The organism is Halomonas beimenensis, assembly GCF_002549795.1.
In the GTDB taxonomy this organism is placed as follows: Bacteria; Pseudomonadota; Gammaproteobacteria; order Pseudomonadales; family Halomonadaceae; genus Halomonas; species Halomonas beimenensis.
Genome location: NZ_CP021435.1, coordinates 389,246 through 412,718 on the forward strand (window position 1 = coordinate 389,246; position 23,473 = coordinate 412,718).

The following is a 23,473-nucleotide window of genomic DNA, read 5'->3' on the forward strand; positions in this document are numbered from 1 at the left end:
TCCGTGATGCTATGCTGGGGCCCTCAGGAAGTCCGTCGCCATGCAAGGAGCCAAGATGTCCGCGACCTCGCCCCGTTTCGCTTCGTCGATCCTGCCATTGCTGCTCGGTGCCGCCCTGGGCCTGGCCGGCTGTGCCGTCCAGGCGCCGGCGCCGGCACCGGCGCCGCCCTCGGTATCGGACGCCCCTCGGGGCACCGCCGAGCCCCGGGCCAAGGCGCCGCTGCTCCCCTCGATGCTGTTCCCCGGCGAGGCGGAGCGGTTCGTCGGCTGGCGCTGTACCCCCGCCCAGGACCTGGTCACCGCCACCACCGAGAAGGAGCTGCGTCTGTGGTCCGCCCACGGCGCCTATCGGCTGGAGCCGGCCGTGGTGGCCAGCGGCAGCCGCTACCAGCAGGGGGAGCTGAGTGTCTGGACCAAGGGCGACGAGGCGCTGGTGGAGAGCCCCAGGGGACGACTGGACTGTCGGCAGGACATCGCCCTGGCGGCCCTGGGCCGGGACGATCACCCCGGGGTCATGTTCCTGGGCCGCGGCAACGAGCCGGGCTGGAGCGTGAAGCTCGCCCACGACGTGCCCGAGCTCACCTTGTCCCTGGACTATGGCGAGCGGGTGGTGACCCTGCCCTATCGGCTGACCACCCTGGACAACGGCGAGGGCCGCGTGATCCTGGCCAGCGGCCAGGCGGCGAGGCCCTTCAACCTGCGCATCGAGGCCAAGGCCTGCTTCGACGACATGAGCGGCCAGCCCTGGCCGGCCCGGGTGACCCTGGACCTCAATGGGAGGCAGTATCGGGGCTGTGGGCAGGGCATCGCACCCTGATTCGATTTTATCGAACATAGGGTGCGGTTTTTCCCGCTTATCGTGGAGAAAAGCGAACGTATAATGGTGATCAAACCTCCGCTAACCCGTTTCCAGGAGATCGCCATGACCCGTGCTCTCGTCCTCACCTCTTCCATCCTCGGCGGCAACTCCCAGCAGCTCGCCGATCACTTCATCGCCCGGGCCGCCGAGCGCGACGGCCTGGATATCACCCACCGCGACCTGGTGGCCGAGGAACTGCCGCACCTCACCCTGCCCGAGCTCGGCAGCTGGCAGGTGGCGGCCGAGGAGCGCAGCGACGAGCAGCGCGAGCTGGCGGCCCGCTCCGATGCCCTGATCGAGGAACTCCTGGCTCACGACGTCCTGGTGCTGGCGGTGCCGCTCTACAACCTGGGCATCCCGTCCCAGATGAAGGCCTGGTTCGACCGCGTGATGCGTGCCGGCGTGACCTTCCGCTACACCGAGAACGGGCCCCAGGGGCTGGTCGAGGGCAAACGGGCGGTGATCCTGGCGGCCCGCGGTGGCCAGTATGCCGGTACCGAGCTCGACAGCCAGACGCCCCATCTCAAGGGCATGCTCGGCCTGATCGGCATCCGCGACGTGGACGTGGTGTATGCCGAGGGGCTCGCCCTGGGCGAGCTGGACCGCGACGCCGCCATGGGGGAGGCCCGCCAGGCCATCGACGGCCTGGTCGAGACGCTGGCCTGATCGCGTCGCGCCGCTACCACGCATGACAGGGCCCGCCATTCGGCGGGCCCTTTGCATGGGGGGCTCAGAAGGTCCGCAGCACGCTCAGCAGCGCGGCCAGCTCGTCCGGCGCCCGGGCATCGTGCCCCGGGTCCCGGCGATAGAGCAGGTTGCCGGCGAGGCGGGTGCGGGCATCCGGACGGAAGGCGTAGCCCAGCTCGACATCGCGCTGGCGCCCCGAGGGGGCCAGCGGGACCCGTCGCGTCTCGCGCATGACGCGGCCGTCCCGGGTACGGCCCACCGGCACCCGGAAGGTGGCCTCGGCCCGGGCCAGGCGCCTTGGCTGGCGCAGGGCCAGGGCGACCCGATGCCGGGCGGTCCGCCATTGCAGGCCCAGGGCCATCTCGTCGGTGGCCAGGTCGTCGATCCCGTGCAGCAGGCTTGCCCCGTCGGCCTCGCCCTCGCCGCGCTCGTAGACCGCGAAGGCGGCGATCCGCTCGTCCGGCGCGTAGTCCAGCCGCAGGCGGGTCAGGCGGGTGATGCCCCGCTCGCCGAGGGCCAGGGCGCCGGTGCCGCGGGCGCCCAGCAGGCCGCGCGTCTCCGAGACCCGGCCGACACCGGCGGTCAGGGTCAGCTCGCCCGAGAGGTCCAGGGCCAGCGCGAAATCGCTGCGCTCGGCCCCGTAGCCTGCCGTCTCGCTGCCCTGGCCTCGCCAGTGCTTGGCCACCAGTGCCATGTCGTCGCTCAGGGCCAGCTCGCTCCTGATGCCGGAGACGGTGTCGAAGCGACGGGTCAGGGGAGAGCCGCCCTGGAAGGCCAGCATCGGCATCAGCCCGGATTCCTGGGCGGGGCCGGTGGGGTCCGGGGCGTCGCCGTCGAAGCGGAAGGCCGTGAGCCGAAGACCGCCGAACCCGCCGTCCAGGCGTGAGGCCGTCGGCTCGGCGTCGGCCCCAGGCACGACGGTGAGGCCGAGGCTCGGGCCGAAGGAGGCGGTCAGCGGACGTCGCGGGGCGTCGGTCATGGCCAGTCGGGAGAGGCGCCGCGCCAGGTCCCGGTCCGCGGTCTGCCGGACATGGCTCGAGAGATCGACCCGGTAGTCGCGGCCCAGGGCGTCGAAGGCGGCCATGTCGGTGAGGGCGGCGGATTGGCCGAGGGCATCGCCGTAGGCCTGGGAGAGCTGTAACGAGGCGGCCGAGAGGGGCACGCTCGCGCCGTCCACGCGGGCCCCCAGGGGGGCGGAGAGCTCGCCCCGGGGCTCGAGGGCGGCCTCGACGTCCGCCTCGCCCTGGCCGAGGTAATAGAGGCCGCAGTTCACCGTGCCGTCGCTGCCGCAGGTATCCAGGGCGTAGAGCGGGGAGTGGCGGCTGGCCGTGTCGAGCAGCAGCTGGGACACCTCGGCCGCGTCCAGGTGGGGCCAGCGGTGGATGATGGCGGCGGCATGGGCGCTGACCTGGGGGGCGGACACCGAGGTGCCGGCCTTGAGCGAATAGAGGCTGTCGCCCCGATGGTCCGCCGCCGCGGCCTCCCAGGGGGCCGTCAGGAAGCGCGACTGCCACTGGGCATCCGCGCCGGGAAAGTTGCTGTCGTCGTTGAGGCTCGTGCCGCCGCCCTCGGAGCCGCCCACGATCAGCATCCGCTCGAAGACCATGGGGAGGCCGTGGATCGGGGTTTCGGCCTCGAGGGGCTCGCCGTCGTTGCCGGCGGCGACCACGTACACCGAGCCCAGGCCGTCGTTGGCGGTGACGATGCGCTCCAGGGAGTCTCGCAGCTTGACCTCCCGGTAGCTGGACTCGGAGTGGGGTAGCTCGAGCCGCCCGTCATAACTGTGGTTGATGACCCGCGCGCCCTCGTCTGCCAATAACCCGACGCTGTAGGCCAGGAGGTCGTCGGGGGCGGCCGTGGAGTCGGTGATCTTGGCCAGGCGCAGCCCCACCTCGCCCTCGCTGTGCGCCGCGAGGGACGCCACGGTGGTGCCGTGGGCGGCATTGCCGGTGACGTCCGGATCCCCGGGATCGTGGAGGTTGTAGGTGGCGACCAGATAGGGCGCCAGGGCCTCGTGGGTGAGGCGGAAGCCCGAATCGGCGATCCCCACCGGGACGGCATCCTCGCCGAGCGCATCGTTGCGGTAGTAGGTCGCGGCGCCGCGGAACACCTCGCCCCCGGCCTCCTGGGTGGCGGCGCTCGAGCCGCCCCCGGAGGAACAGCCGCCGAGATGGCCGGTCGTGCCGGCCAGGCCGGTGGCGATGAGCAGGACGCGGAGCCCGCGCGCGGCGAAGGACCTCTCCATGGCGACTTCCTTCCTCGACCGTCGTTGCGCGAGGTCTGGGGAGGACCTCGCCCCGCTCACCCTAGCCGTCGAGGACGTCCTCCGCCGTGAGCCGTACCGGACGGTCGGGCGACGTGATGGCCGACAGGCGAGGTCAGCAGGTCGGCGGCGCCTGGATCAGCCAACCGCGTGGCAGCCAGTGGCTGGTGCAGAGCATCGGCTCCGGGCTGAGGAAGCGCCGGCCCAGCCGGGCGAGGGCCGCGCCACTGTCCCGTCGGGCGCCGTCGATCTGTTCGGTGGGGGCCAGGGGCTCCCAACCGTCGCCCCGGCGGGTGGCGAGGCCGTAGCGGAAGGGGTGGAAGCCCGGGAAGCCCAGCCGCAGGTCGGTGGCCACCAGGGTGGGCCGGCCGTCGCGGGGCTCGACCTCGTAGCGCAGGAAGGGGCCGGCGAACCAGTCCAGTCGCCGGCCGCGGTCGCTGGCCCGGGCGATCGTCTCCCAGTCGGCCCCCCGCCGATAGGTCTCGAGCGACGGGGGGTGATCGCCGTCGAACACCCCGATCAGCGCCTCGTGATAGCGGTCGCCTTCCACGATCGTCGCCCGCCACAGGAGGATGTTGAAGGGGGTGGGCTGCACTAGTCGCGGAGCCTCGACGAGGTTCCGGTCCGCCAGCGCCGGCTCGAGACGCTCGATCACCAGGGTCCGGGCGCCGAGGGCGAGCACCAGGTAGGCGCAGGACAGCCCCAGGCCCCAGGCCGGGCCGCGTCGGCCGTTGCCGGTGGCCAGCGCCGTGGCGATCCCCACCAGCAGGGGCAGCGAGTAGAGCGGATCGATGATGAACACCAGGGGCCAGGCGGTGGGGCGGCCCCCCAGCGGCCACCAGAGCTGGGTGCCGTAGGTGGTCAGCGCATCCAGCAGGGGATGCGTCAGCAGGCAGAGCCCGAAGAAGGCGCCCCAGCGACCCAGGGAAATGTCCCGGGCCGGGTGGAGTCGCCTGGCAAGCCAGGCGAGGATCATGGCGAGCCCGCTCAGCAGGAACAGCGAGTGGCTGAAGCCGCGGTGGCGAGTGACGTTGGCCACCGCATCGCCGTAGTCGATGAGCACATCCAGGTCGGGCAGGGTGCCCAGGCCGGCGCCGATCAGCACCGCCTTGCGGCCCAGGCGCCGGCCCAGCACGGTGCCGCCGATCGCCGCCCCCAGGGCGGCCTGTGTCAGGGTGTCCATGGGCTCCTCCCTCGGCAGCGCATCCTGGTTAGGGTGACGTGCCCGCTCCCGGGTTCCCGCCGGGCCGTGCCCAGGCGGGCCCGGCGGCGAGGATGCGCGCCTGGACCGGGCAGTCATCGCGATGGGCCCCGGGCAGATAGCCGGTGCTCATCAGGAACTCGCCGACGATCTCCGGCCCGGTGAAACGGAAGGTGCGCCTGAACAGCCGGACCCAGTCGGCGTGGGGGAGCGGGTGATGGTGTTCCAGCCAGGCCCGGAAGCTGCCGTGGTCGGCCTGCAGGGCCTGGATCACGCCCGCGTTGTGGATCGCGGCCTCGACCTTGCGGCGATTGCGGATGATGCCGGCATCGGCCAGCAGCCGCTCCCGGTCGGCCTCGCCATAGTCGGCCACCCGAGCCACCGCGAAGCCCTCGAAGGCCTCGCGGAAGGCGGCGCGCTTCTTGAGCACCGTCAGCCAGGAGAGCCCGGCCTGGTTGATCTCCAGCACCAGGCGCTCGAAGAGGGTGTCGTCGTCGTCCACCGGGAAGCCATACTCATGGTCATGGTAGGGACCGTGAAACGGATGGGCCGGGGCCAGGTCACAGTAATGGCTCATGGAACCTCGCGCGTGTCGGGGGGGGTGTCATGGCGTGCCTGACTCGCCAGGATGCCCCGCTTCGTTCCCCCTGTGAACAAGGAGATCATCATGCAATACCTGCACACCATGGTCCGGGTCAGCAACCTGGAGCACTCGCTGTACTTCTACTGCGACCTGCTGGGCCTCGAGGAGATCAGCCGCAAGGACAGCGAGAAGGGCCGCTTCACCCTGGTCTTCCTCGCCGCGCCCGAGGACAAGGTGCGAGCCCGGGAGGACAAGGCGCCGATGCTCGAGCTGACCCACAACTGGGATCCCGAGACCTACACCGGCGGGCGCAACTTCGGCCACCTGGCCTACCGGGTGCAGGACATCTACGCGCTCTGCGAGCGGCTCCAGGCCGAGGGCGTGACCATCAATCGTCCACCCCGGGACGGCCACATGGCCTTCGTGAAGAGCCCCGACGGCATTTCCATCGAGCTGCTCCAGGCCGGCGATCCCCTGCCGCCCAGGGAGCCCTGGGTATCCATGGAGAACGAGGGGACCTGGTGAGGCGTCGCACGACGATGGGCGGCGCTCGCTGCGTTGTCGTCCGGCACCCCCGTGGCAGGCAGAGGGGCGCTGGCGACCGCGAACGCCGCCGGTGGCGTGGTGACGCGCCGGAGAAACCGGGGGCGCGTTAACCCGGGCGCACGGCCATCCGCCCGCCGCCGAGGAAGATCAGCGCCAGGGACCCGAAGAAGAACAGGCCCTGGAGCTCGAGCTGCCAGCCGCCGTTGTCGTTGAGCATGAAGACCTGGCCGGTGTGCACCAGCAGGAAGGCCACCAGCATGTTGCCGGCCATCAGCAGGCCGGCGAGGCGGGTCTGCCAGCCGACGATGGCCATGAGGGGGGCGACCACCTCGCCGATCAGCACCCCGTAAGCCAGGAAGGCGGGCAGGCCGTAGCCTTCGATCAAGCCGCCGATCCAGTCGATCGCGCCGGGGTTGAGCAACTTGGCCACGCCGTGGAACAGCATCAGGCCGCCCACGGCGAGGCGCAGGATCAGCTTGCCGAGGGCGTCGTTGTGCAGGGCATTGAGCATGGGACGTCATCCTTGTCGAAGGGGGTGGGACAAGGATTGTCCGAAAGGCCGGGGTGGGGCAAGCTTGGGCGCGAATCCGTCATTCCCCTTGCCTCAAGGAAGATGCCCATGATGCCGTCGTTTCGCCGTCTCCTGTCGATGCTCCTGCTGGCGCTGCTCGCCGGCTGCGCCGCGGGCCCCGCCCCGGTGAGCGAGCCCGACGAGGCCCTCTCCGGTCCGGTGGTGGGGCCGCGCTGGAACCTGCTGCTGGTGGGCACCAGCGAGCGTCTCGAGCTGCCCACCACGCCCTTCTTCGAGATCGCCCCGGACGGCCGGGTCAGCGGCCATGACGGCTGCAACCGCTTCACCGGCCGCGTCGAGCTGGGGCCGGACAACCGCATCGCCTTCGGCCGGCTGGCCTCCACCCGGATGGCCTGCCCGCACCAGGCCGAGGCCGGCCAGGTCACCGCCATGCTGGATCGCGCCTACCGCTACCTGATCGATCACGACCGGCTGGTGTTCTTCGGTCCCGACCAGCGGGTGTTGGGCGGCTTCCGACGCGCCAACTGAGAAAACCTGGGTTCGCTACTGCGCTCGACGACGCACAGGGAAGGGGGAAGTGCGTTGGTTCGTCGGGAACGAACCTGGCCATCCTGGTCGCCGGCGGCGGCCAGGCCAGGCGCCCCACCTCTCTTCGCTCGTGACGCGAAACCAGGCTTTCTCCCAGTGATATCAGTCTTATACGACAACGACCCGCCGAAGCGGGCCGTCGTATCGTCATGGCCGGGGCCGTTAGAGGGCGGCGATCTTGTCGCGCTGTTCGACCAGCACCCTGCGGGTTGACTGGCCAGGTGAACAGCGCGAGCTTGTCGCGCCGTTCATCTCAAGCGTTCGGGGTCAGAGGGCGGCGATCTTGTCGCGCTGTTCGACCAGCACCTTGCGGGCGGCCGCATAGTCCGCGAGCTTGTCGCGCTCCTTCTGCACCACCGCCTCGGGCGCCTTGGCGACGAAGCTCTCGTTGCCGAGCTTCTTCTCGATGCCACCGATCAGCTTGTCCTGCTTCTCGATCTCCTTGGCCAGGCGGGCGAGTTCGGCGTCCTTGTCGATCAGCCCGGCCATGGGCACCAGCACCTCCATCTCGCCCACCAGCTGCGTGGCGGAGAGCGGCGCCTGCTCGGGGTCGCTGAGCCAGGTGACGCGCTCCAGCTTGGCCAGCTTCGACAGGAAGAGCCGGTTGGCCTCCAGGCGTGCCCGGTCGGCCTCGCCCCCCTTGGTCAGCAGCACCTCCAGCGGCTTGCCGGGGGCGATGTTCATCTCGGCGCGGATGTTGCGCACCGCGACGATCACGCCCTGGAGCCACTCGATGTCGTGGGTGGCGGCCTCGTCGATCAGGGACTCGTCGGCCACCGGCCAGGGCTGGACCATGATCGATTCGCCCGCGACGCCGGCGAGCGGGGCGGCGCGCTGCCAGATCTCCTCGGAGATGTAGGGCATCATCGGATGGGCCAGGCGCAGGATGGCCTCGAGTACCCGCACCAGGGTGCGGCGGGTGCCGCGCTTGGCCGCCTCGGAGGCCTCATCGTCCCACAGCACCGGCTTGGAGAGCTCCAGGTACCAGTCGCAGTACTCGTTCCACACGAAGTCGTAGAGCGCCTGTGAGGCATGGTCGAAGCGGAACTCCTCCATGGCGCGGGTGACCTGGGCCACGGCCGTCTGCAGCCGTGAGACGATCCAGCGATCGGCGAGCGACAGCTCGACCTCGCCGCCCCCGGTGCCGCAGTCCTGGCCCTCGGTGTTCATCAGCACGTAGCGGGAGGCGTTCCACAGCTTGTTGCAGAAGTTGCGGTAGCCGTCCAGGCGCCCCATGTCGAACTTGATGTCGCGGCCGGTGGTGGCCTGGGACAGGAAGGTGTAGCGCAGGGCGTCGGTGCCGTGGGGCTCGATGCCGTCCGGGAACTCGCTGCGCGTGGCCTTGGCGATCGCCTTGGCCTTCTGCGGCTGCATCATGTTCCCGGTGCGCTTCTCCACCAGGGCGTCCAGCTCGATGCCGTCGATCAGGTCGATGGGGTCGAGGACGTTGCCCTTGGACTTGGACATCTTCTGGCCCTGGGCGTCGCGCACCAGGCCGTGCACGTAGACCTGCTTGAAGGGCACCTCCCCGGTGAACTTCAGGGTCATCATGATCATCCGGGCGACCCAGAAGAAGATGATGTCGAAGCCGGTGACCAGCACGCTGGTGGGGTGGAAGGTCTCGAGCTCCTCGGTCTGCTCGGGCCAGCCCAGGGTGCCGAAGGTCCACAGCCCGGAGCTGAACCAGGTGTCCAGCACGTCCTCGTCCTGGGTCAGCGCGACATCGGCGGACAGGCCATGCTTCTCCCGGGCCTCGGCCTCGGTGCGGGCCACGTAGACGTTGCCCTCGGCGTCGTACCAGGCCGGGATGCGGTGGCCCCACCACAGCTGGCGCGAGATGCACCAGTCCTGGAGGTCGCGCATCCAGGCGAAGTACATGTTCTCGTAGTTCTTCGGCACGAACTGGATGTCGCCGTTCTCCACCGCCTCGATGGCCGGCTTGGCCAGCTCCTCGACGGCCACGAACCACTGGTCGGTGAGCAGCGGCTCGATGACGTCGCCGGAGCGGTCGCCGTAGGGCAGGGTGTTGTTGACGGTCTCGACCCGCTCGAGCAGGCCCGCGGCCTCCATGTCGGCGACGATGCGCTCGCGGGCCTCGAAGCGGCCCAGGCCGGCATAGGCGGCCGGCAGGCTCGGGTCGATGTCCGGGAGCGGGCGGCCCTGGAGGTCGAAGGCCTCGGCGGCCTCCAGGACGGAGGCATCCTTGGAGAAGACGTTGATCAGCGGAAGGCCCTGACGCTTGCCGACCTCGTAGTCGTTGAAGTCGTGGGCCGGGGTGATCTTCACGCAGCCGGAGCCCTTGTCCATGTCGGCATGCTCGTCGGCGACGATGGGGATGCGACGCCCCACCAGCGGCAGCTCGACGTACTTACCCACCAGGGAGGCGTAGCGCGGGTCCTCGGGGTTGACCGCCACGGCGCTGTCGCCGAGCAGGGTCTCGGGCCGGGTGGTGGCGACCACGAGGTGGTCGAGGCCCGCGTCGGTGGTCGCGCCGTCGGCCAGCGGGTAGCGGAAGTGCCAGAACTGGCCCTGCTGGTCGCGGTTCTCCACCTCCAGGTCGGAGATGGCGGTGTGCAGGGTCGGGTCCCAGTTGACCAGGCGCTTGCCGCGGTAGATCAGGCCCTCCTCATGGAGGCGCACGAAGACTTCCTGCACCGCCTTGTAGAAGCCGTCGTCCATGGTGAAGCGCTCGCGGGTCCAGTCCACGCTGGCGCCCATGCGGCGGAGCTGGCGGGTGATGTGGCCGCCGGATTCGTGCTTCCACTCCCAGACCTTGTCGATAAAGGCCTCGCGGCCCAGGTCGTGGCGGCTCTGGCCTTCCTCGGCCGCGACCTTGCGCTCCACCAGCATCTGGGTGGCGATGCCGGCATGGTCGGTGCCTACCTGCCAGAGGGTGTTACGGCCCTGCATGCGCCGCCAGCGCGTCAGGGTGTCCATGATGGTGTCCTGGAAGGCATGGCCCATGTGCAGGCTGCCGGTGACGTTGGGCGGCGGGATCATGATCGAGTAGGGCTCGCCCTCGCCCGAGGGGGCGAAGCGGTTGTCGGCTTCCCAGCGCTCGTACCAGCGGGATTCGATCTGCTCGGGTTGGTAGGTCTTGTCCATGGAGTCTTCCGGGTCGAAGGAGGTGGCGACGACGCGGCACGGCGAGCCTCGAGGCTCGTCGGTGCGGGACGCGAAAAATGGGGTCGATTATAGCCCGAGGGGCCGGCCGGCGTCATGGGCGCGGGTTTTCCGGCCAGGGCGATGGCAGTGCGCATTGTCGCTCGAGGCTGATCCGTCGACAGGTCCCGGAGCGCCGGACCGACGAGGGGGCGCTGTGACCCCCACCCTGGGCGTTACCGATTCCCTGCAGCGCTCTCGCGTCCTGCTCCGCTTGCAGGGCCGGTGCTGGCCACCCATGGCCAGCCCGTTCGGAGCAGTGCTCCTCACCCCTGGAATCGGCCCCCCTCTTCGACCTGTCCCCGGCGCCCCTCGCTATCTCCTGCCGCGTGTTGGCTGTCAGCCGCCGGCGCGCAGATGGTGGGGGGTGACCGGATAGCCGCGCTTCTTGTAGGTCTGCCAGCAGCGCCGCTTGGCGGTCAGCACCCCCTGGTGCTGGTTGATGATCTCGGCGACCCGCTCGAAGCGCGAGAACCACTCGGGGATCTCGGGGTGCAGGTTGAGCATGGCCTGGACGCCGGCATCGCCGGGCGGCGGCTCCTGCCAGCCGATGGTCACCGGCACCGTCGCGGCCTGCTCGCTGTCCAGCAGGGCGTGGGGCAGGTAGGCATCCGGCCGGAAGGTCCAGAGCTGGTCGTCCAGCTCCCGGGCCATGGCCTCGTCCTCGGTATGCAGGTGCAGCCGGTAGCCCTTGCGGGCGATGGTCTCGGCCAGCCGGCAGGCGAAGGCCAGCCGCGCCTCCAGGGTGGTCTCGGGGAGGATATAGAAATCGATACGGGTCATGAATGTCCCCTTCGGGGAGCCATAAGCTGTAAGAGCGGAGCTTCGCTCCTGGAAGCTGGAAGAGGGCTTGATCACAGGGTTGGTGGAATCACTCTGCCTTCCCGCTTCCAGCTCAGGGTCAGACCAGGCGGGTCAGCCAACCGCGCGTGTCCTCGCTGCGCCCGTACTGCAGGTCGAGCAGGCGGGTGCGCAGTCGCTTGGCCACCTCGTTGTCGCCCTCGGCGGCGAGACGGATGCTGCCCTCCTCGGTGACCAGCTCGCCCACCGGGGTGATCACCGCGGCGGTGCCGCAGGCGAAGACCTCGATGATCTCGCCGGAGGCCGCGCCCTCGCGCCACTCGTCGATGCTGATCGGCCGTTCCTCCGGGGTCAGGCCCTCGTCCTGGGCCAGGGTCAGTACCGAGTCACGGGTCACGCCCTCGAGGATGGTGTCGGTGAGGCGCGGGGTGACGATGCGGCCGTCGCGGAACACGAAGAAGAGGTTCATGCCGCCGAGCTCCTCGATCCACTTGTTCTCGGCGGCGTCGAGGAAGGCCACCTGGCTGCAGCCGTGGGTCTCGGCCTCCTTCTGGGCGGCCAGGGAGGCGGCGTAGTTGCCGCCGCACTTGGCGAAGCCGGTGCCCCCGGGGGCGGCGCGCTTGTAGTGCGAGGACAGCCAGATGGACACCGGCTTCACGCCGCCCTTGAAGTAGGCCGCGGCCGGGGAGGCGATGACGTAGTAGTCCACCTCGTGGGCCGGACGCACGCCGAGGAAGGTCTCGCTGGCGATCATGAAGGGACGCAGGTACAGGCTCGACTCGTCGGCCTCGCTGGCCGGTGTCGGCACCCAGGCATGGTCCTGGGCGAGCAGGGCACGCAGCGAATCGATGAAGTCCTCGTCGGAGAGCTCCGGCAGGGCCAGGCGGCGGGCGCTGCGGCGGAACCGCTCGGCGTTCTTCTCCGGACGGAAGGTCCACACCGAGCCGTCGGCATGACGGTAGGCCTTCACCCCCTCGAAGATCTCCTGGCCGTAGTGCAGCACGGCGGCGGCGGGATCCAGGGTCAGCGGGCCGTAGGGGCGCACCTCGTGGCCGTGCCAGCCGGCCTCGAGGGTCCAGCGTACATGGGCCATGTGGTCGGTGAAGTAGCGGCCGAACCCGGGGTTGCGCAGGATGTCGTCACGGATCGGGGCCGCCGTGGCTTGGGTGGTGGGCAGCACGGAAAAGCGTTCGGTGGACACGGCTGGAATCTCCGCTTCATCCGGGGCGCGTCCCGGCGCCCCGTTACGAGAACAGGATCACCGGGCCGGCGACCCCGGCCCGGTGCATGAAAGTCGATGAGTCACATGAAAAAGTCACCACGCCCAAAAGGCAACCCCGGGCGTGGTGGCGGATCAGGCCTCGTCTTCCGTTTCGACCCGGCTATCGGCCTCACGGTCCAGCAGGTACTGGACCAGCAGGCTCACCGGCCGACCGGAGGCGCCCTTCTGCTTGCCGGACTGCCAGGCGGTGCCGGCGATGTCCAGGTGCGCCCAGGGGAACTTGTCGGCGAAGCGCGAGAGGAAGCAGCCGGCGGTGATGGTGCCCGCCGGGCGGCCGCCGATGTTGGCCAGGTCGGCGAAGTTGGAGTCCAGCTGCTCCTGGTACTCGTCCCACAGCGGCAGGTGCCAGGCGCGGTCCCAGGCGGTCTCGCCGGCGTCGAGCAGGTCGAGGGCCAGGTCGTCGTCGTTGGACAGCAGGCCGGTGGCGTGATTGCCGAGCGCGATGATGCAGGCGCCGGTGAGGGTGGCGATGTCCACCACGCTGGCCGGCTCGAAGCGCTCGGCGTAGGTCAGGGCGTCGCACAGCACCAGGCGGCCCTCGGCGTCGGTGTTGAGCACTTCCACCGACAGCCCCTTGAGGGTCTTGATGATGTCGCCGGGCTTGGTGGCGCGGCCGTCGGGCATGTTCTCGGCGCTGGCGACGATGGCCACCAGGTTGATCTTCGGCTTGAGGGTCAGCACCGAGCTGACGGCGCCGAAGACGCCGGCGGCGCCGCACATGTCGAACTTCATCTCGTCCATGGCCTCGCCGGGCTTGAGCGAGATGCCGCCGGAATCGAAGGTGATGCCCTTGCCGATCAGCACATGGGGCGCCTCGCCGGGATCCTCGGCCCCCTGGTACTTCATCACGATCAGCCGCGAGGGTTCTTCGCTGCCGCGCCCCACGGAGAGCAGGGAGTGGGCGCCCAGGGCCTCCAGGGCCTCCTCGTCGAGGATCTCGGCGGTCAGCAGGCCCGCCGAGTCGGCGGCCAGCTGCTCGGCCCGGCCGGCCAGGTAGCGCGGCGTGCAGACGTTGCCGGGCAGGTTGCCCAGGGTGCGGGCGGCGTTGATGCCCTGGCCGATGCCGTCGCCGACCCGGGCGCCCTCGCGGGCCGCCTCGGCGTTGCCCCCCTCGCTGACCAGCAGGGTCACCCGGTCGAGCTTCGGCGTCGGGCCGGGCTCGGACTTGAATTCGGTGAAGCGATAGACCGCACGGTGGGCCGCCTCGGCCACCATGCGGGCCTTCCAGTCGCAGTGGCGGTCCGGCACCGGCACGTCGGTGAAGGCCACGGCGGCGTCGTCGGCCGGCAGGGTCGCCAGGGTGGTGAAGGCGGCGTCCACGGCCTTGCGGAACGCGGCTTCCTGGCACTTGTCCCGTTCCCCCAGGCCGACCAGCAGCAGGCGGTCGGCATTCAGGCCGGGCGCGAAGGGAATCATCTGCACGTTGCCCAGCTTGGCGTCGAAGTCTTCGCGCTCGATCAGCTGGCCGATCAGCCGCTCGCTGGCATCATCGAGCTTGGCGGCGGCAGGGAGGAGGTCGCCATCCTTGAACACCGGTACCACGAGGCAGGCCGTCTCTACCTTGGCGGGATTGGCCGTCTGAACTGGGAATTCCATGGTGTCTCCACAAGACAAGCGGTGGGGGATTCAGGATAATGCCGGCACGTTGCCGAGTCGTCCCAGTGTACCCAAGGCAAAGTCTCATTGCATGGAAGTTGGCCGGGCCGGAAGGCCATGGGCCGGGAGACAACGTTGATCATATTCCGCTACCTGACCCGCGAGATCCTGCAGACCATGGCCGCGGTGGCCGGCGTGCTGCTGCTGGTGATCATGGGCAGCCGTTTCATTCGCTACTTCGCCAATGCGGCGGAGGGCGAGATCCCCCTCGACATCCTCGGCACCCTGATGCTCTTCCATCTGCCGGGGTTTCTCGAGCTGATCCTGCCCCTGTCCTTCTTCCTGGGCATCCTGCTGGCCTACGGCCAGCTCTACCTCAACAGCGAGATCACCGTCCTGGTGGCCTGTGGCACCAGCCCCAACCGCCTGCTGCAGGTGAGCCTGGTGCCCGCCACCCTCGTGGCCGTGCTGGTGGGGCTTTGCAGCCTCTGGCTGACCCCGGCCGGGGCCCTGCACAACGAGGTGATGCTCGAGGAGCAGCGCAGCCAGCTGGATTTCTCGGCGCTGACGCCGGGGCGCTTCCAGGACTTCGGGGGAGGGCGCACCGCCTACACGGAAGCCCTCAGCGACGATGAGCAGGAAATGCGCGAGGTCTTTATCAGCGAACGCCAGCGCCGCTCCGACGGCACGCCCTCGACGGTGGTCACCCGGGCCGCCGCCGGCTACCAGACCGTCGACGCCGACACCGGTAGCCGCTTCCTGGTGCTTTCCGACGGGCAACGCTACAGCGTCGAGCCGGGGCGGGCCCAGGCGGAGCGTCTCGAGTTCGGCACCTATGCGGTGCGCCTTTCCCGGGCCATGGAGCGTCCCGACCTCGAGGATCCGGAATATGCCACCACCCCGGCGCTGGCCGCCGATGACGCCCCGGCGGCCCGCGCCCAGCTGCAGTGGCGGCTGGGGCTGCCGGTGATGGTCTTCATCCTGACCCTGCTGGCCATGCCGCTGTCGCGGGTCAACCCGCGCCAGGGGCGCTTCGCCAAGCTGCTGCCGGCGATCTTCCTCTACGTGGCCTACCTCAGCCTGCTGCTGGCGGCCCTGGATGGCATCGCCCAGGGCGGCTGGCCCGCCGGACTCGGCATGTGGCCCATCCATGCCGCCTTCCTGGCCGTCGGTCTCGCCATGACGCTGCACGCCCAGCGCAAGGGGATGAGCGGATGATCGCCGACCGCCTCGACCGCTACATCGCCCGTCATATCCTGGGCGCCATCGTCGTGGTGCAGGTGGTGCTGCTGGGCCTCGACCTGGTGATCACCTACATCAACGACCTGGGCGACGTGCAAGGCGACTACGGTGCCCTGCAGGTGCTGCTCTACCTGATCTTCCGGTTGCCCTGGCGCTTCTATCAGTACGCCCCGGTGGGGGTGCTGATCGGGGCATTGATCGGGCTCGGCAGCATGGCGTCGAGCAACGAGCTTACCGTGATGCGGGCCGCCGGCCGTTCGCTGACCCGCATCCTCTGGGGGGCGATGAAGCCGATCATCCTGGTCATCGCCGTGGTGCTGCTCGTCGCGGAGTTCGTCAGTCCCCGTACCGAGCAGTTCGCCAGCGCCTGGCGCCTGGAGAAGATGCAGGGCGAGGGGGCCGTGCTCACCGAGCGTGGCGGCTGGCAGCGCGAGGGCGACGACTTCTATCGCTTCGGCGCGATCCGAGCCGACCAGGTGGTGCTGGACTTGACCCGCTACCGCTTCGAGGGACGCGAGCTGCGCGAGGCGCTGTTCGCCCGGCGGGCGGTGTGGCAGGGCGATGGCTGGATGCTCGAGGACGTGGCGGTGACCCGCTTCGAGGACGATCGCACCCTCGCCGTCCATCAGCCCCGCCGCCCCTGGGAGACCCGGCTGACTCCCGCCGGCCTCGATCGCCTGCTTCGCGACGTCGAGACCCAGGCGCCCAGCGAGCTCTGGGCCTATGCCCGCGACCTTCGGGCCCAGGGCCAGGCCGCGACTCAGCCGCTGCTGTACTTCTGGCAGAAGATGCTGATGCCGTTGACCATGGCGTCGCTGGTGCTGGTGGCGGCCTCCTTCGTGTTCGGCCCCTTGCGCACCGTGGCCGCCGGCACCCGAGTCTTCTATGGCGTGGTGACGGGGCTGGTGTTCAAGTACCTCCAGGACCTGCTGGGGCCGGCGTCCACGGTGTTCGGCTTCTCCCCCGCCTGGGCCGTGCTGGTGCCCACCCTGCTTTGCGCCGGCCTGGGGCTCTACCTGCTCCGCCGCACCGGCTGACTCTCGGAGACCCTTGATGCTGCGACGCTTCGATCACCTCGACGATACCTGGCCCGCCGGCCTCGGACGGCGCCTCGGTGCCATGCTCTATGACGGCCTGCTGGTGCTGGCCATCTGGATCGTCATCGCCGCGGCCCATGTGGCGGTCAGTCGCCTGGTGCTCGGCCTGTCGCCGGAACAGGTGGGGGCGGGCGCCGCCCAGGTGCTGTCGCTGCGCCTGTTGCTGGTGGCCTCCGCCTTTGCCTTCTTCGCCTATTCCTGGACCCGTGGCGGGATGACGCTGGGCATGCAGGCCTGGCGGCTGCGGGTACAGACCCCCGACGGCCATTCCATCACCCTGCTGCAGAGCCTGATGCGCTTCCTGGTGGGGGCGCTGTCCTTCCTGCCCCTGGGCCTTGGCCACCTCTGGGTGCTGTTCGATGCCGAGCGGCGCAGCTGGGCGGACATCGCCTCCGGGACGCGAGTCGTGGTGCTGCCCAAGGCCGCGAAGCGCAGGCCCTGATCCCCGCTCGCTCCCGGCGCCCGAGCCGGGGTGCGCCCGTCGTGAATCAGCACTTGCCGATAGAGATGAGAATTTTTCTCAGGCTATGGTTGCGATAGTCCTTGCGAATCATTTACATTCATTCTCGTAAACGGCGCGAGGTGATGTCATGTACGTGTGTCTGTGCAAGGGTGTGAGTGACAAGGAGATCCGTCGCAGTGTCGAGAGCGGCGCGCGCAGCTGGCGAGAAGTCCAGCGCGAGACGCGTTGCGGCACCCAGTGCGGCAAGTGCGCCTGCATGGGCAAGGACATTACCCGCGAGGCGATCAAGGAAGAGCTGGCCATGGCCAATGCGGGGCTCGCCTACGCCGTGTGATGGCAATCGCTATCGTTTCCGTTGCCTTTTTCAACGCTTTGATTTGATTGCATTTTTACTGATATTGCCTAGACTGCCGGCAGGCATGGCGGCACGCTGCTCTGCGTGCCAAGCTGATGGACGACCTGACGACAGCAACGAGGTGATGTCATGAAAGGCGACAAGAAGGTCATCGAGTACCTCAACACCAACCTCGGCAACGAGCTGGTGGCGATCAACCAGTACTACCTGCACGCCAAGATGTTCCAGGACTGGGGACTGGCCGCCCTGGGCAAGTTCGAATACGACGAGTCCATCGACGAGATGAAGCACGCCGACAAGCTGATCGAGCGGATCCTCTTCCTCGAGGGCGTGCCCAACCTGCAGGACTACGGCAAGCTGCTGATCGGCGAGGACACCAAGGAGATGCTCGAGTGCGACCTCAAGCTCGAGCAGAAGGGCCGCGACGACTACATCGAGGCCATCGCCTATTGCGAGTCGGTCCAGGACTACGTCACCCGTGACCTCCTGCGCGACATCCTCGCCGAGGAGGAGGAGCACATCGACAAGCTCGAGACCGAACTCGGCCTGATCGACAAGGTCGGCCTCGAGAACTACCTGCAGAAGCAGATGCACGAGGCGGAATAACGAAGCAAGAAGCACGCGACTGCGTCGCTTCAAGAAGGAAGAACGGCGTCAAGCGCCTCGAGAGGGAAGAAAGCCCTCGATATCTCGGGTGATGGAGTCAGCCCCTCTTCCTTCTTCCCACCTCCCTCTTCCTCTCCTAGAAAGCCTTCTCCAGGGCGAAGCGCGGGACCGGTTCGCCCTGGACCTCCACGGTCTCCATGAACATGCCCAGGGGCCTCACCCAGAGGCCGTAGTCGCCGTACAGGGCGCGGTAGGCCACCAGGGGTTCCTCGGTCTCGCTGTGGTGGGCCACGCCGATCACCTCGTAGAGCGGTCCCTTGTAGTGGCGATAGATGCCGGGCACGGGATGCGGGGCTTCCATGGGGGCCTCCGGGTCAGGGGGAAGAGAGGGCCTCGCGGGCCAGGCGCGCCAGGGTGCGCGAGGCGGCCACGAAGCCGAAGCTGCCGGTGACGAAGGTGGCCGCGCCGAAGCCCGAGGCGCAGTCGAGGCGAGTGGCCTCGCCGGCGCCGGGCTTCTGCAGGCAGACCTCGCCGTCGGCGCCGGGATAGACGAGCTGCTCGTCGGAGTAGACGCACTCCACCGAGAAGCGCCGCTTGGGGTTGCGCGAGAAGCCGTGGTCGCGGCGCAACCGGGCACGGACCTTGGCGAGCAGCGGATCGTGCTCGGTGCGCGTCAGGTCGGCCACGCGGATGCGGGTGGGGTCGGTCTGTCCGCCGGCCGCCCCCGTGACGGTGATCGGCAGCTTGCGTCGCTTGCACCAGGCGATCAGCGCCGCCTTGGCCACCACGCTGTCGATGGCGTCGATGACATGGTCGGCGTCCTCGGGTAGCCGCTCGGCGAGGTTGGCGGGGGTGACGAAGGCGGTATCCGCCGCCACCTCGATGCCGGGCTGGATGGCCCGGCAGCGCTCGGCCAGCACCTCCACCTTGGGCCGGCCGATGGTGCCGTCCAGGGCGTGCAGCTGGCGGTTGACGTTGGAGACGCAGACGTCATCCAGGTCGATCAGCGTCAGTCGGCCGATGCCCGAGCGGGCCAGGGCCTCCACCGCCCAGCTGCCCACGCCGCCCACGCCCACCACCACCACGTGGGCGTCACGGAAGCGAGCCGCGGCACGGACGCCATAGAGGCGTCGTATGCCGCCGAAGCGCAGCGAATGGTCGTCGGTCTCGGCGAAAGCGGGGGAGAAGGCGTCGTTCATGGCGGCGTTCCGGCGTCGGCGGAGAGCGGTTCGAGTGGCATCCGGCGATTGGCGGGCAGGTGGCCCGCCCAGCCGAAGCGTCGGAAGAGCGAGGTCATGGGGGCGTCCAGGGCGCACCCCAGGTCCAGGCGGTGGCCCTCCACCGGGTGGTCGAAGGCCAGGCCCACGGCGGCCAGGAGCAGCCGGGGGCAGTCCAGTCGCTCGGCGAAGAAGCGGTTATGCACGCCCTTGCCGTGCTTGGCGTCGCCGATGATGGGATAGCCGCGCCGGGACAGGTGGCGGCGGATCTGGTGGCGCCGGCCGGTCAGGGGGCGCGCCTCCATCAGCGAGTAGCGGCTGGTCGGATAGCGGTCCACCCGCACCGGCAGCTCCACGCTGTCCAGCCGGCGCACCTCGGTCACCGCCTCCAGGGCCGGCATCTCGGCCTTGGGGCGGCGGCCGTCCTCTTCGCGAAGCGCATATTCCAGGCGCTCGGCATCCGGGCCGTTGCCGCGCACCACCGCCAGGTAGCGCTTGTCGACCCGGCGTGCCTCGAAGGCCTCGGCCAGGCGGGTGGCGATCGCCGGGGTCAGGGCGAAGACCATCAGGCCCGAGGTGGGCCGGTCGAGCCGGTGCACCGGATAGACTCGCCGGCCCAGCTGGTCGCGCAGCGTCTGCAACAGGAAGTGGCGCTCCCCCCGGGCCAGGGCGCTACGATGCACCAGCAGGCCGGCCGGCTTGTGCACGGCGACCAGGTGATCGTCGCGGTAGAGGATCGGCAGCGGTTCCGTCATGGGCGCTCGTCAGGGCGTGGGATCGAGGGGGCACATTGTCGCCGCCAGCGCCGGGGATGTCATCCGGGTTGTCGCCCCGCTACCGTGACCTCCACCTTGGTCGCCTCGCGCCGGAGGACGAAATTGGCCAAGCTGGAAGGCCCTGTGTCCGGAGGTCGCCATGAAGCACTCGCCCGCCTATCGTCTCGCCGCCACCATCCTGCATGGATTCGACGAGTACCGTTCGCGCTTCAAGGAGATCACCGCCGACGCCAGCCGGCGCTTCCGCGATGCCGCCTGGCGCGAGGCCCAACAGGCCTCGGCGGAACGTATCGACCTCTACGACGAGAAGGTCGAGGCGACCCTCGGGCGCCTGCGGCGGACCTTCGACGACGACGTCCTGACGCACTTCGAGTGCTGGCGCGAGGCGCGTCGCCATTACGCCGACCTGGTCGCCAAGCGGCTGGACTACGAGTTGGCGGAAACCTACTTCAACTCGATGTTCTGCTCGCTGTTCCACCATCGCCACATCCGCAACGAGTGGATGTTCGTCTACAGCTCCCGCCAGTACGCCGCCCATCACTCGGGGCTGCAGCTATGCCGGCGCCGCGAGGTGGGCGGGGACTGGGAGCAGGCCCTGCGCTGGGCGCTGGCCGAGGCCAAGTTCGAGACGCCCTTCGAGGAACTGGAGCGGGACGTCGCCCTGGGGAGCGACTTCCTGCGCCGCCAGCTGCCGGCGACGCTCCTCGACGATCCCCACGCCGAGATCGAGCTGATCAAGAGCGTCTTCTATCGCAACAAGGGAGCCTACCTGGTCGGCCGTATCCGGGGCGGTGGCGAGCAGGTCCCGCTGGTGCTGCCGGTGCTCCACGAGGAAGGCCAGGGGCTGCACCTGGACACGGTGCTGATCGAGCCCGACGAGGTGTCGATCATCTTCTCCTTCACCCGGGCCTACTTCCAGGTCAAGGTGGTGGTGCCCAGCGAGTTCGTCGCCTACCTCCAGGAACTGATGCCGGACAAGCCCCAGGGCGAGCTCTATGCGGCGATCGGCTTCTACAAGCACGGCAAGACCGAGTTCTTCCGCGCCCTCAACCGGCAGGTCGCCAAGCGCGAGGACCAGTTCATCATCGCCCCCGGGGTGCGCGGCATGGTCATGGCGGTCTTCGTGCTGCCCTCCTTCCGCACGGTGTTCAAGATCATCAAGGATCGCTTCGACCCGACCAAGCAGATGAGCCGCGAGAACGTCCGCGAGAAGTATCGGCTGGTCAAGCGCCACGACCGGGTGGGGCGCATGGCGGACACCCAGGAGTTCTCCAACTTCATCGCGCGCAAGGATCACTTCTCCCCGGAGTGCCTGGAGCACCTGCTGGAAGTGGCACCCTCCACCGTTCACCTGCGCGGCGACAAGGTACTGATCGAGCATTGCTATACCGAGCGGATGATGACCCCGCTCAACCTCTACCTGGAGGATTGCGACGAGACCGAGACCCGGGCCGTGCTCAAGGACTACGGCAACGCCATCAAGCAGCTCGCGGCGGCCAACATCTTTCCCGGTGACATGCTGCTCAAGAACTTCGGGGTGACCCGACACGGCCGGGTGATCTTCTACGACTATGACGAGATCTGCTACCTGACCGAGTGCAACTTCCGGCATATCCCCGAGCCGCTCTACCCCGAACAGGAGCTGGCCGACGAGCCCTGGTACTCGGTGGGCCCCAATGATATTTTCCCCGAGGAATTCGGCCCCTTCCTGTTCGCCGACGTGCGGATGCGCAAGCTCTTCTACCAGCTGCATCCGGAGCTGTTCGACGCCGACTACTGGAAGGGGCTGCAGCAGGCCATCCGTGACGGCCGGGTGATCGACGTCTACCCCTATCGCAACAAGCAGCGTTTCGAGGCGACGGCGGACACTGGCCTGGTGTACTGACCCCCACGACCCTCCGAGGTGAGCATGGCCGAGGCCGACCGCCCCCACCTGGTGGTACTGACCGGCGCCGGCATCAGCGCCGAGAGCGGCATCCAGACCTTCCGCGCGGCCGACGGCCTCTGGGCCGACCACCCCATCGAGGCGGTCGCCACCCCCGAGGCCTGGCATCGCGATCCGGAGCGGGTGCTGCGCTTCTATGACGCCCGCCGCGACCAGGTGCGCCGGGCGCGTCCCAACGCCGCCCACAAGGCCCTGGCCAGGCTCGAGAAGCGTGGCCTGCGAGTCAGCATCGTCACCCAGAACATCGACGACCTGCACGAGCGCGCCGGCTCCCGGCGGGTGCTGCACCTGCACGGCGAGATCCTCAAGGCCCGCTCGAGTGTGGACCCCCGGCTGTGCTATCAGCTGCCCCGGGGCGGGATTCGGCTCGGCGATGTCTGCGACAAGGGCAGCCAGTTGCGTCCCGACGTGGTGTGGTTCGGCGAGGCCGTGCCGCGGTATGCCGAGGCCGGCGAGATCGTCGCCGAGGCCGACCTGCTGCTGGTGGTGGGCACCTCGCTCGCGGTGATGCCGGCCGCGGCGCTGCTCGACCAGGCGCCGCTGGAGGCGCCCTGCGTGCTGGTCGATCCCGAGGCCCATGACCTGGCCCCGCCGGGCGTGACCCGACTGGCCCGGCCCGCCAGAGAGGGGGTGCCGGCACTGGTCCGGCACTGGCAGCGGGAAGGGCGGCTCTGGGTGCCGGAGACGCTGCTCGACTGATCCGTGCACTTCCCGGCGTGCTAGAATGCGGGCCCCTTCAGGCCCGGCAGTGACTCATGCAGGACGATACCCAGACTCCGTCTCCTCGGGATGCCGCCCCGGTGGCTCCGGATTCGACACGAGACCCCGCCACCGATCATCCGCGACCGGCACGGCGCGAATTCAAGGCACGTGGCAGCTTCGTCCTCCGCTGCGAGGGCTGCAACCTGCCGAAGCTCAACTGCCTGTGCCCCTACCGGGTCGGCGCGGGGAGCCGCGCGCGAGTCTGGCTGCTCACCCACCCCCTGGAGCACTACAAGCCCACCAACACGGGGCGGCTGATCCGCGATGTCCTGCCGGGCACCGAGGTCTTCACCTGGTACCGCACCGCGCCGGACGAGCGCCTGCTGGCGCTGCTCGACGACCCCCGTTACGCGCCCTTCGTCATCTTCCCCGACGATCACGAGGACTATGCCCATCGAGTGGTGGGCATGGACGCCGTGGCCGACCGACAGGCAGAGGGTCGCATCCCCGTCTTTATCATCCTGGACGGTACCTGGCGCCAGGCGCGTCGCATCTTCCGCAAGAGCCCCTACCTCGTCGAGCTGCCGGTGCTGCCGCTGGCCACCGAGCGGCTGACCCGCTACCGGCTGCGCAAGCCGGCCTCCCGGGCGCACCTGTGCACCGCCGAGGTGGCCGCCGAGCTGCTGCGCCAGGCCGGCGACGTCGAGGCCGCGGATGTCCTCGACGACTACTTCGACGCCTTCAACGACAGCTATGCCGCCAGTCGTCGCCACGAGAAGCTCGAGGCCCCCACCCCGGCGATGCAGCGGCTGCTGGCTCGTCGTGAAGACGAAGACCGCGGAGGGTATCGTCGTGATGGGGCAGGTTCCCCGTTCGTCCGATCGGAAGAGGCCCGCTGAAACCGGCCTCGGCGTGGGGCATGGAATGGGGCGTGTTAGCCCGGCAGGAGGGGCGGTGGAAAGCTGGCGCC

General features: G+C 69.2%; 23 protein-coding genes. 12 read left to right on the forward strand and 11 right to left on the reverse strand.

What is annotated here, in order from left to right; translation table 11 throughout:
• Positions 1–55: 55 nt before the first annotated feature.
• Together BEI_RS01845 and BEI_RS01850 are read left to right on the forward strand one after the other, a co-directional pair.
• Complete coding sequence (locus tag BEI_RS01845; protein WP_097787906.1) at positions 56–817, forward strand: COG3650 family protein; 762 nt, start codon at positions 56–58, stop codon at positions 815–817.
• Positions 818–922: 105 nt separating this feature from the next.
• Positions 923–1,525, forward strand: coding sequence for an FMN-dependent NADH-azoreductase (locus BEI_RS01850; RefSeq protein ID WP_097787907.1), 603 nt, complete (start codon positions 923–925; stop codon positions 1,523–1,525).
• 64 nt (positions 1,526–1,589) lie between these two features.
• Here BEI_RS01850 and BEI_RS01855 read toward each other — a convergent pair whose 3' ends face one another.
• The 3 genes from BEI_RS01855 to BEI_RS01865 all read right to left on the reverse strand — a co-directional run bounded on the left by BEI_RS01855 (position 1,590) and on the right by BEI_RS01865 (position 5,587).
• Positions 1,590–3,791, reverse strand: coding sequence for a S8 family serine peptidase (locus BEI_RS01855; RefSeq protein WP_097787908.1), 2,202 nt, complete (start codon positions 3,789–3,791; stop codon positions 1,590–1,592).
• Between the two features lie 133 nt (positions 3,792–3,924).
• Positions 3,925–4,992, reverse strand: coding sequence for a metal-dependent hydrolase (locus tag BEI_RS01860; protein WP_097787909.1), 1,068 nt, complete (start codon positions 4,990–4,992; stop codon positions 3,925–3,927).
• Between the two features lie 28 nt (positions 4,993–5,020).
• Positions 5,021–5,587, reverse strand: a complete 567-nt coding sequence (locus tag BEI_RS01865; protein WP_097787910.1) for a DNA-3-methyladenine glycosylase I — start codon at positions 5,585–5,587, stop codon at positions 5,021–5,023.
• Between the two features lie 90 nt (positions 5,588–5,677).
• Here BEI_RS01865 and BEI_RS01870 point away from each other — a divergent pair, with 90 nt between their 5' ends.
• On the forward strand, positions 5,678–6,118 hold the full coding sequence (locus BEI_RS01870) for a VOC family protein (RefSeq protein ID WP_097790967.1): 441 nt from the start codon (positions 5,678–5,680) through the stop codon (positions 6,116–6,118).
• A gap of 127 nt (positions 6,119–6,245) precedes the next feature.
• Here the strand turns inward: BEI_RS01870 and BEI_RS01875 are convergent, their stop codons facing one another.
• The gene (locus tag BEI_RS01875) at positions 6,246–6,650 is read right to left on the reverse strand and encodes a DoxX family protein (RefSeq protein WP_097787911.1); all 405 of its coding nucleotides are present in this window, start codon (positions 6,648–6,650) and stop codon (positions 6,246–6,248) included.
• A 108-nt stretch (positions 6,651–6,758) separates the two neighbouring features.
• Between BEI_RS01875 and BEI_RS01880 the strand changes: the two genes are divergently transcribed.
• Positions 6,759–7,199: an META domain-containing protein gene (locus BEI_RS01880; RefSeq protein ID WP_097787912.1), complete on the forward strand. Its 441-nt coding sequence runs from the start codon at positions 6,759–6,761 to the stop codon at positions 7,197–7,199.
• Between the two features lie 327 nt (positions 7,200–7,526).
• Here the strand turns inward: BEI_RS01880 and BEI_RS01885 are convergent, their stop codons facing one another.
• The 4 genes from BEI_RS01885 to BEI_RS01900 all read right to left on the reverse strand — a co-directional run bounded on the left by BEI_RS01885 (position 7,527) and on the right by BEI_RS01900 (position 14,100).
• Positions 7,527–10,364, reverse strand: a complete 2,838-nt coding sequence (locus BEI_RS01885; RefSeq protein ID WP_097787913.1) for a valine--tRNA ligase — start codon at positions 10,362–10,364, stop codon at positions 7,527–7,529.
• A gap of 396 nt (positions 10,365–10,760) precedes the next feature.
• Complete coding sequence (locus BEI_RS01890; protein ID WP_097787914.1) at positions 10,761–11,204, reverse strand: DNA polymerase III subunit chi; 444 nt, start codon at positions 11,202–11,204, stop codon at positions 10,761–10,763.
• A 118-nt stretch (positions 11,205–11,322) separates the two neighbouring features.
• Positions 11,323–12,423 carry a branched-chain amino acid aminotransferase gene (locus tag BEI_RS01895; protein WP_097787915.1) on the reverse strand — a complete coding sequence of 367 codons (1,101 nt, stop codon included), beginning with the start codon at positions 12,421–12,423 and terminating at the stop codon, positions 11,323–11,325.
• Between the two features lie 153 nt (positions 12,424–12,576).
• Positions 12,577–14,100: a leucyl aminopeptidase gene (locus BEI_RS01900; protein ID WP_097787916.1), complete on the reverse strand. Its 1,524-nt coding sequence runs from the start codon at positions 14,098–14,100 to the stop codon at positions 12,577–12,579.
• A gap of 135 nt (positions 14,101–14,235) precedes the next feature.
• On the opposite strand from BEI_RS01900, the gene lptF reads away from it, so the two are divergent.
• From lptF to bfr, 5 genes are all read left to right on the forward strand, one after another.
• Positions 14,236–15,318, forward strand: coding sequence for an LPS export ABC transporter permease LptF (lptF, locus tag BEI_RS01905; protein WP_193765142.1), 1,083 nt, complete (start codon positions 14,236–14,238; stop codon positions 15,316–15,318).
• The gene (gene lptG, locus BEI_RS01910) at positions 15,315–16,379 is read left to right on the forward strand and encodes an LPS export ABC transporter permease LptG (protein ID WP_097787918.1); all 1,065 of its coding nucleotides are present in this window, start codon (positions 15,315–15,317) and stop codon (positions 16,377–16,379) included. The genes lptF and lptG overlap by 4 nt, the downstream gene beginning before the upstream one ends.
• Before the next feature lie 16 nt (positions 16,380–16,395).
• Positions 16,396–16,881, forward strand: coding sequence for an RDD family protein (locus BEI_RS01915; RefSeq protein ID WP_097787919.1), 486 nt, complete (start codon positions 16,396–16,398; stop codon positions 16,879–16,881).
• A 148-nt stretch (positions 16,882–17,029) separates the two neighbouring features.
• Positions 17,030–17,236, forward strand: coding sequence for a (2Fe-2S)-binding protein (locus BEI_RS01920; RefSeq protein ID WP_097787920.1), 207 nt, complete (start codon positions 17,030–17,032; stop codon positions 17,234–17,236).
• A gap of 150 nt (positions 17,237–17,386) precedes the next feature.
• A complete protein-coding gene (bfr, locus tag BEI_RS01925) occupies positions 17,387–17,863 on the forward strand; it encodes a bacterioferritin (RefSeq protein ID WP_097787921.1) in 477 nt (158 codons plus the stop codon).
• 136 nt (positions 17,864–17,999) lie between these two features.
• Here bfr and BEI_RS01930 read toward each other — a convergent pair whose 3' ends face one another.
• Genes BEI_RS01930 through BEI_RS01940 form a run of 3 tightly spaced genes read right to left on the reverse strand, consistent with a single transcriptional unit; the run spans position 18,000 to position 19,835 of the window.
• Positions 18,000–18,224, reverse strand: a complete 225-nt coding sequence (locus tag BEI_RS01930) for a DUF1653 domain-containing protein (RefSeq protein WP_097787922.1) — start codon at positions 18,222–18,224, stop codon at positions 18,000–18,002.
• Positions 18,225–18,237: 13 nt separating this feature from the next.
• On the reverse strand, positions 18,238–19,062 hold the full coding sequence (gene tcdA / locus BEI_RS01935) for a tRNA cyclic N6-threonylcarbamoyladenosine(37) synthase TcdA (RefSeq protein WP_097787923.1): 825 nt from the start codon (positions 19,060–19,062) through the stop codon (positions 18,238–18,240).
• Positions 19,059–19,835 (reverse strand): pseudouridine synthase, encoded by a 777-nt coding sequence (locus BEI_RS01940; protein ID WP_097787924.1) that lies wholly within the window; start codon positions 19,833–19,835, stop codon positions 19,059–19,061. Before BEI_RS01940 ends, tcdA begins: the two co-directional genes overlap by 4 nt.
• A gap of 160 nt (positions 19,836–19,995) precedes the next feature.
• Here BEI_RS01940 and aceK point away from each other — a divergent pair, with 160 nt between their 5' ends.
• The 3 genes from aceK to BEI_RS01955 are packed head-to-tail and all read left to right on the forward strand — an operon-like array spanning position 19,996 to position 23,402.
• Positions 19,996–21,741 carry a bifunctional isocitrate dehydrogenase kinase/phosphatase gene (aceK, locus tag BEI_RS01945; protein WP_097787925.1) on the forward strand — a complete coding sequence of 582 codons (1,746 nt, stop codon included), beginning with the start codon at positions 19,996–19,998 and terminating at the stop codon, positions 21,739–21,741.
• Positions 21,742–21,765: 24 nt separating this feature from the next.
• Entirely contained in the window at positions 21,766–22,500 is a 735-nt protein-coding gene (locus tag BEI_RS01950) for an SIR2 family NAD-dependent protein deacylase (RefSeq protein ID WP_097787926.1), read from the forward strand.
• Between the two features lie 56 nt (positions 22,501–22,556).
• Entirely contained in the window at positions 22,557–23,402 is an 846-nt protein-coding gene (locus BEI_RS01955; protein WP_097787927.1) for a tRNA-uridine aminocarboxypropyltransferase, read from the forward strand.
• Positions 23,403–23,473: the final 71 nt, after the last annotated feature.

Excerpts from the sequence above, each read along its gene's own strand:
- BEI_RS01900 (WP_097787916.1), bottom strand. The coding sequence starts at position 14,100 with ATGGAATTCCCAGTTCAGACGGCCAATCCCGCCAAGGTAGAGACGGCC.
- BEI_RS01950 (WP_097787926.1), top strand. The coding sequence starts at position 21,766 with ATGGCCGAGGCCGACCGCCCCCACCTGGTGGTACTGACCGGCGCCGGC.
- BEI_RS01850 (WP_097787907.1), top strand. The coding sequence starts at position 923 with ATGACCCGTGCTCTCGTCCTCACCTCTTCCATCCTCGGCGGCAACTCC.
- tcdA (WP_097787923.1), bottom strand. The coding sequence starts at position 19,062 with ATGAACGACGCCTTCTCCCCCGCTTTCGCCGAGACCGACGACCATTCG.
- BEI_RS01915 (WP_097787919.1), top strand. The coding sequence starts at position 16,396 with ATGCTGCGACGCTTCGATCACCTCGACGATACCTGGCCCGCCGGCCTC.
- lptG (WP_097787918.1), top strand. The coding sequence starts at position 15,315 with ATGATCGCCGACCGCCTCGACCGCTACATCGCCCGTCATATCCTGGGC.
- BEI_RS01930 (WP_097787922.1), bottom strand. The coding sequence starts at position 18,224 with ATGGAAGCCCCGCATCCCGTGCCCGGCATCTATCGCCACTACAAGGGA.
- BEI_RS01920 (WP_097787920.1), top strand. The coding sequence starts at position 17,030 with ATGTACGTGTGTCTGTGCAAGGGTGTGAGTGACAAGGAGATCCGTCGC.
- BEI_RS01860 (WP_097787909.1), bottom strand. The coding sequence starts at position 4,992 with ATGGACACCCTGACACAGGCCGCCCTGGGGGCGGCGATCGGCGGCACC.
- BEI_RS01940 (WP_097787924.1), bottom strand. The coding sequence starts at position 19,835 with ATGACGGAACCGCTGCCGATCCTCTACCGCGACGATCACCTGGTCGCC.
- BEI_RS01855 (WP_097787908.1), bottom strand. The coding sequence starts at position 3,791 with ATGGAGAGGTCCTTCGCCGCGCGCGGGCTCCGCGTCCTGCTCATCGCC.
- BEI_RS01875 (WP_097787911.1), bottom strand. The coding sequence starts at position 6,650 with ATGCTCAATGCCCTGCACAACGACGCCCTCGGCAAGCTGATCCTGCGC.
- BEI_RS01880 (WP_097787912.1), top strand. The coding sequence starts at position 6,759 with ATGATGCCGTCGTTTCGCCGTCTCCTGTCGATGCTCCTGCTGGCGCTG.
- BEI_RS01890 (WP_097787914.1), bottom strand. The coding sequence starts at position 11,204 with ATGACCCGTATCGATTTCTATATCCTCCCCGAGACCACCCTGGAGGCG.
- BEI_RS01870 (WP_097790967.1), top strand. The coding sequence starts at position 5,678 with ATGCAATACCTGCACACCATGGTCCGGGTCAGCAACCTGGAGCACTCG.
- BEI_RS01885 (WP_097787913.1), bottom strand. The coding sequence starts at position 10,364 with ATGGACAAGACCTACCAACCCGAGCAGATCGAATCCCGCTGGTACGAG.
- aceK (WP_097787925.1), top strand. The coding sequence starts at position 19,996 with ATGAAGCACTCGCCCGCCTATCGTCTCGCCGCCACCATCCTGCATGGA.
- BEI_RS01955 (WP_097787927.1), top strand. The coding sequence starts at position 22,557 with ATGCAGGACGATACCCAGACTCCGTCTCCTCGGGATGCCGCCCCGGTG.
- BEI_RS01865 (WP_097787910.1), bottom strand. The coding sequence starts at position 5,587 with ATGAGCCATTACTGTGACCTGGCCCCGGCCCATCCGTTTCACGGTCCC.
- bfr (WP_097787921.1), top strand. The coding sequence starts at position 17,387 with ATGAAAGGCGACAAGAAGGTCATCGAGTACCTCAACACCAACCTCGGC.
- BEI_RS01845 (WP_097787906.1), top strand. The coding sequence starts at position 56 with ATGTCCGCGACCTCGCCCCGTTTCGCTTCGTCGATCCTGCCATTGCTG.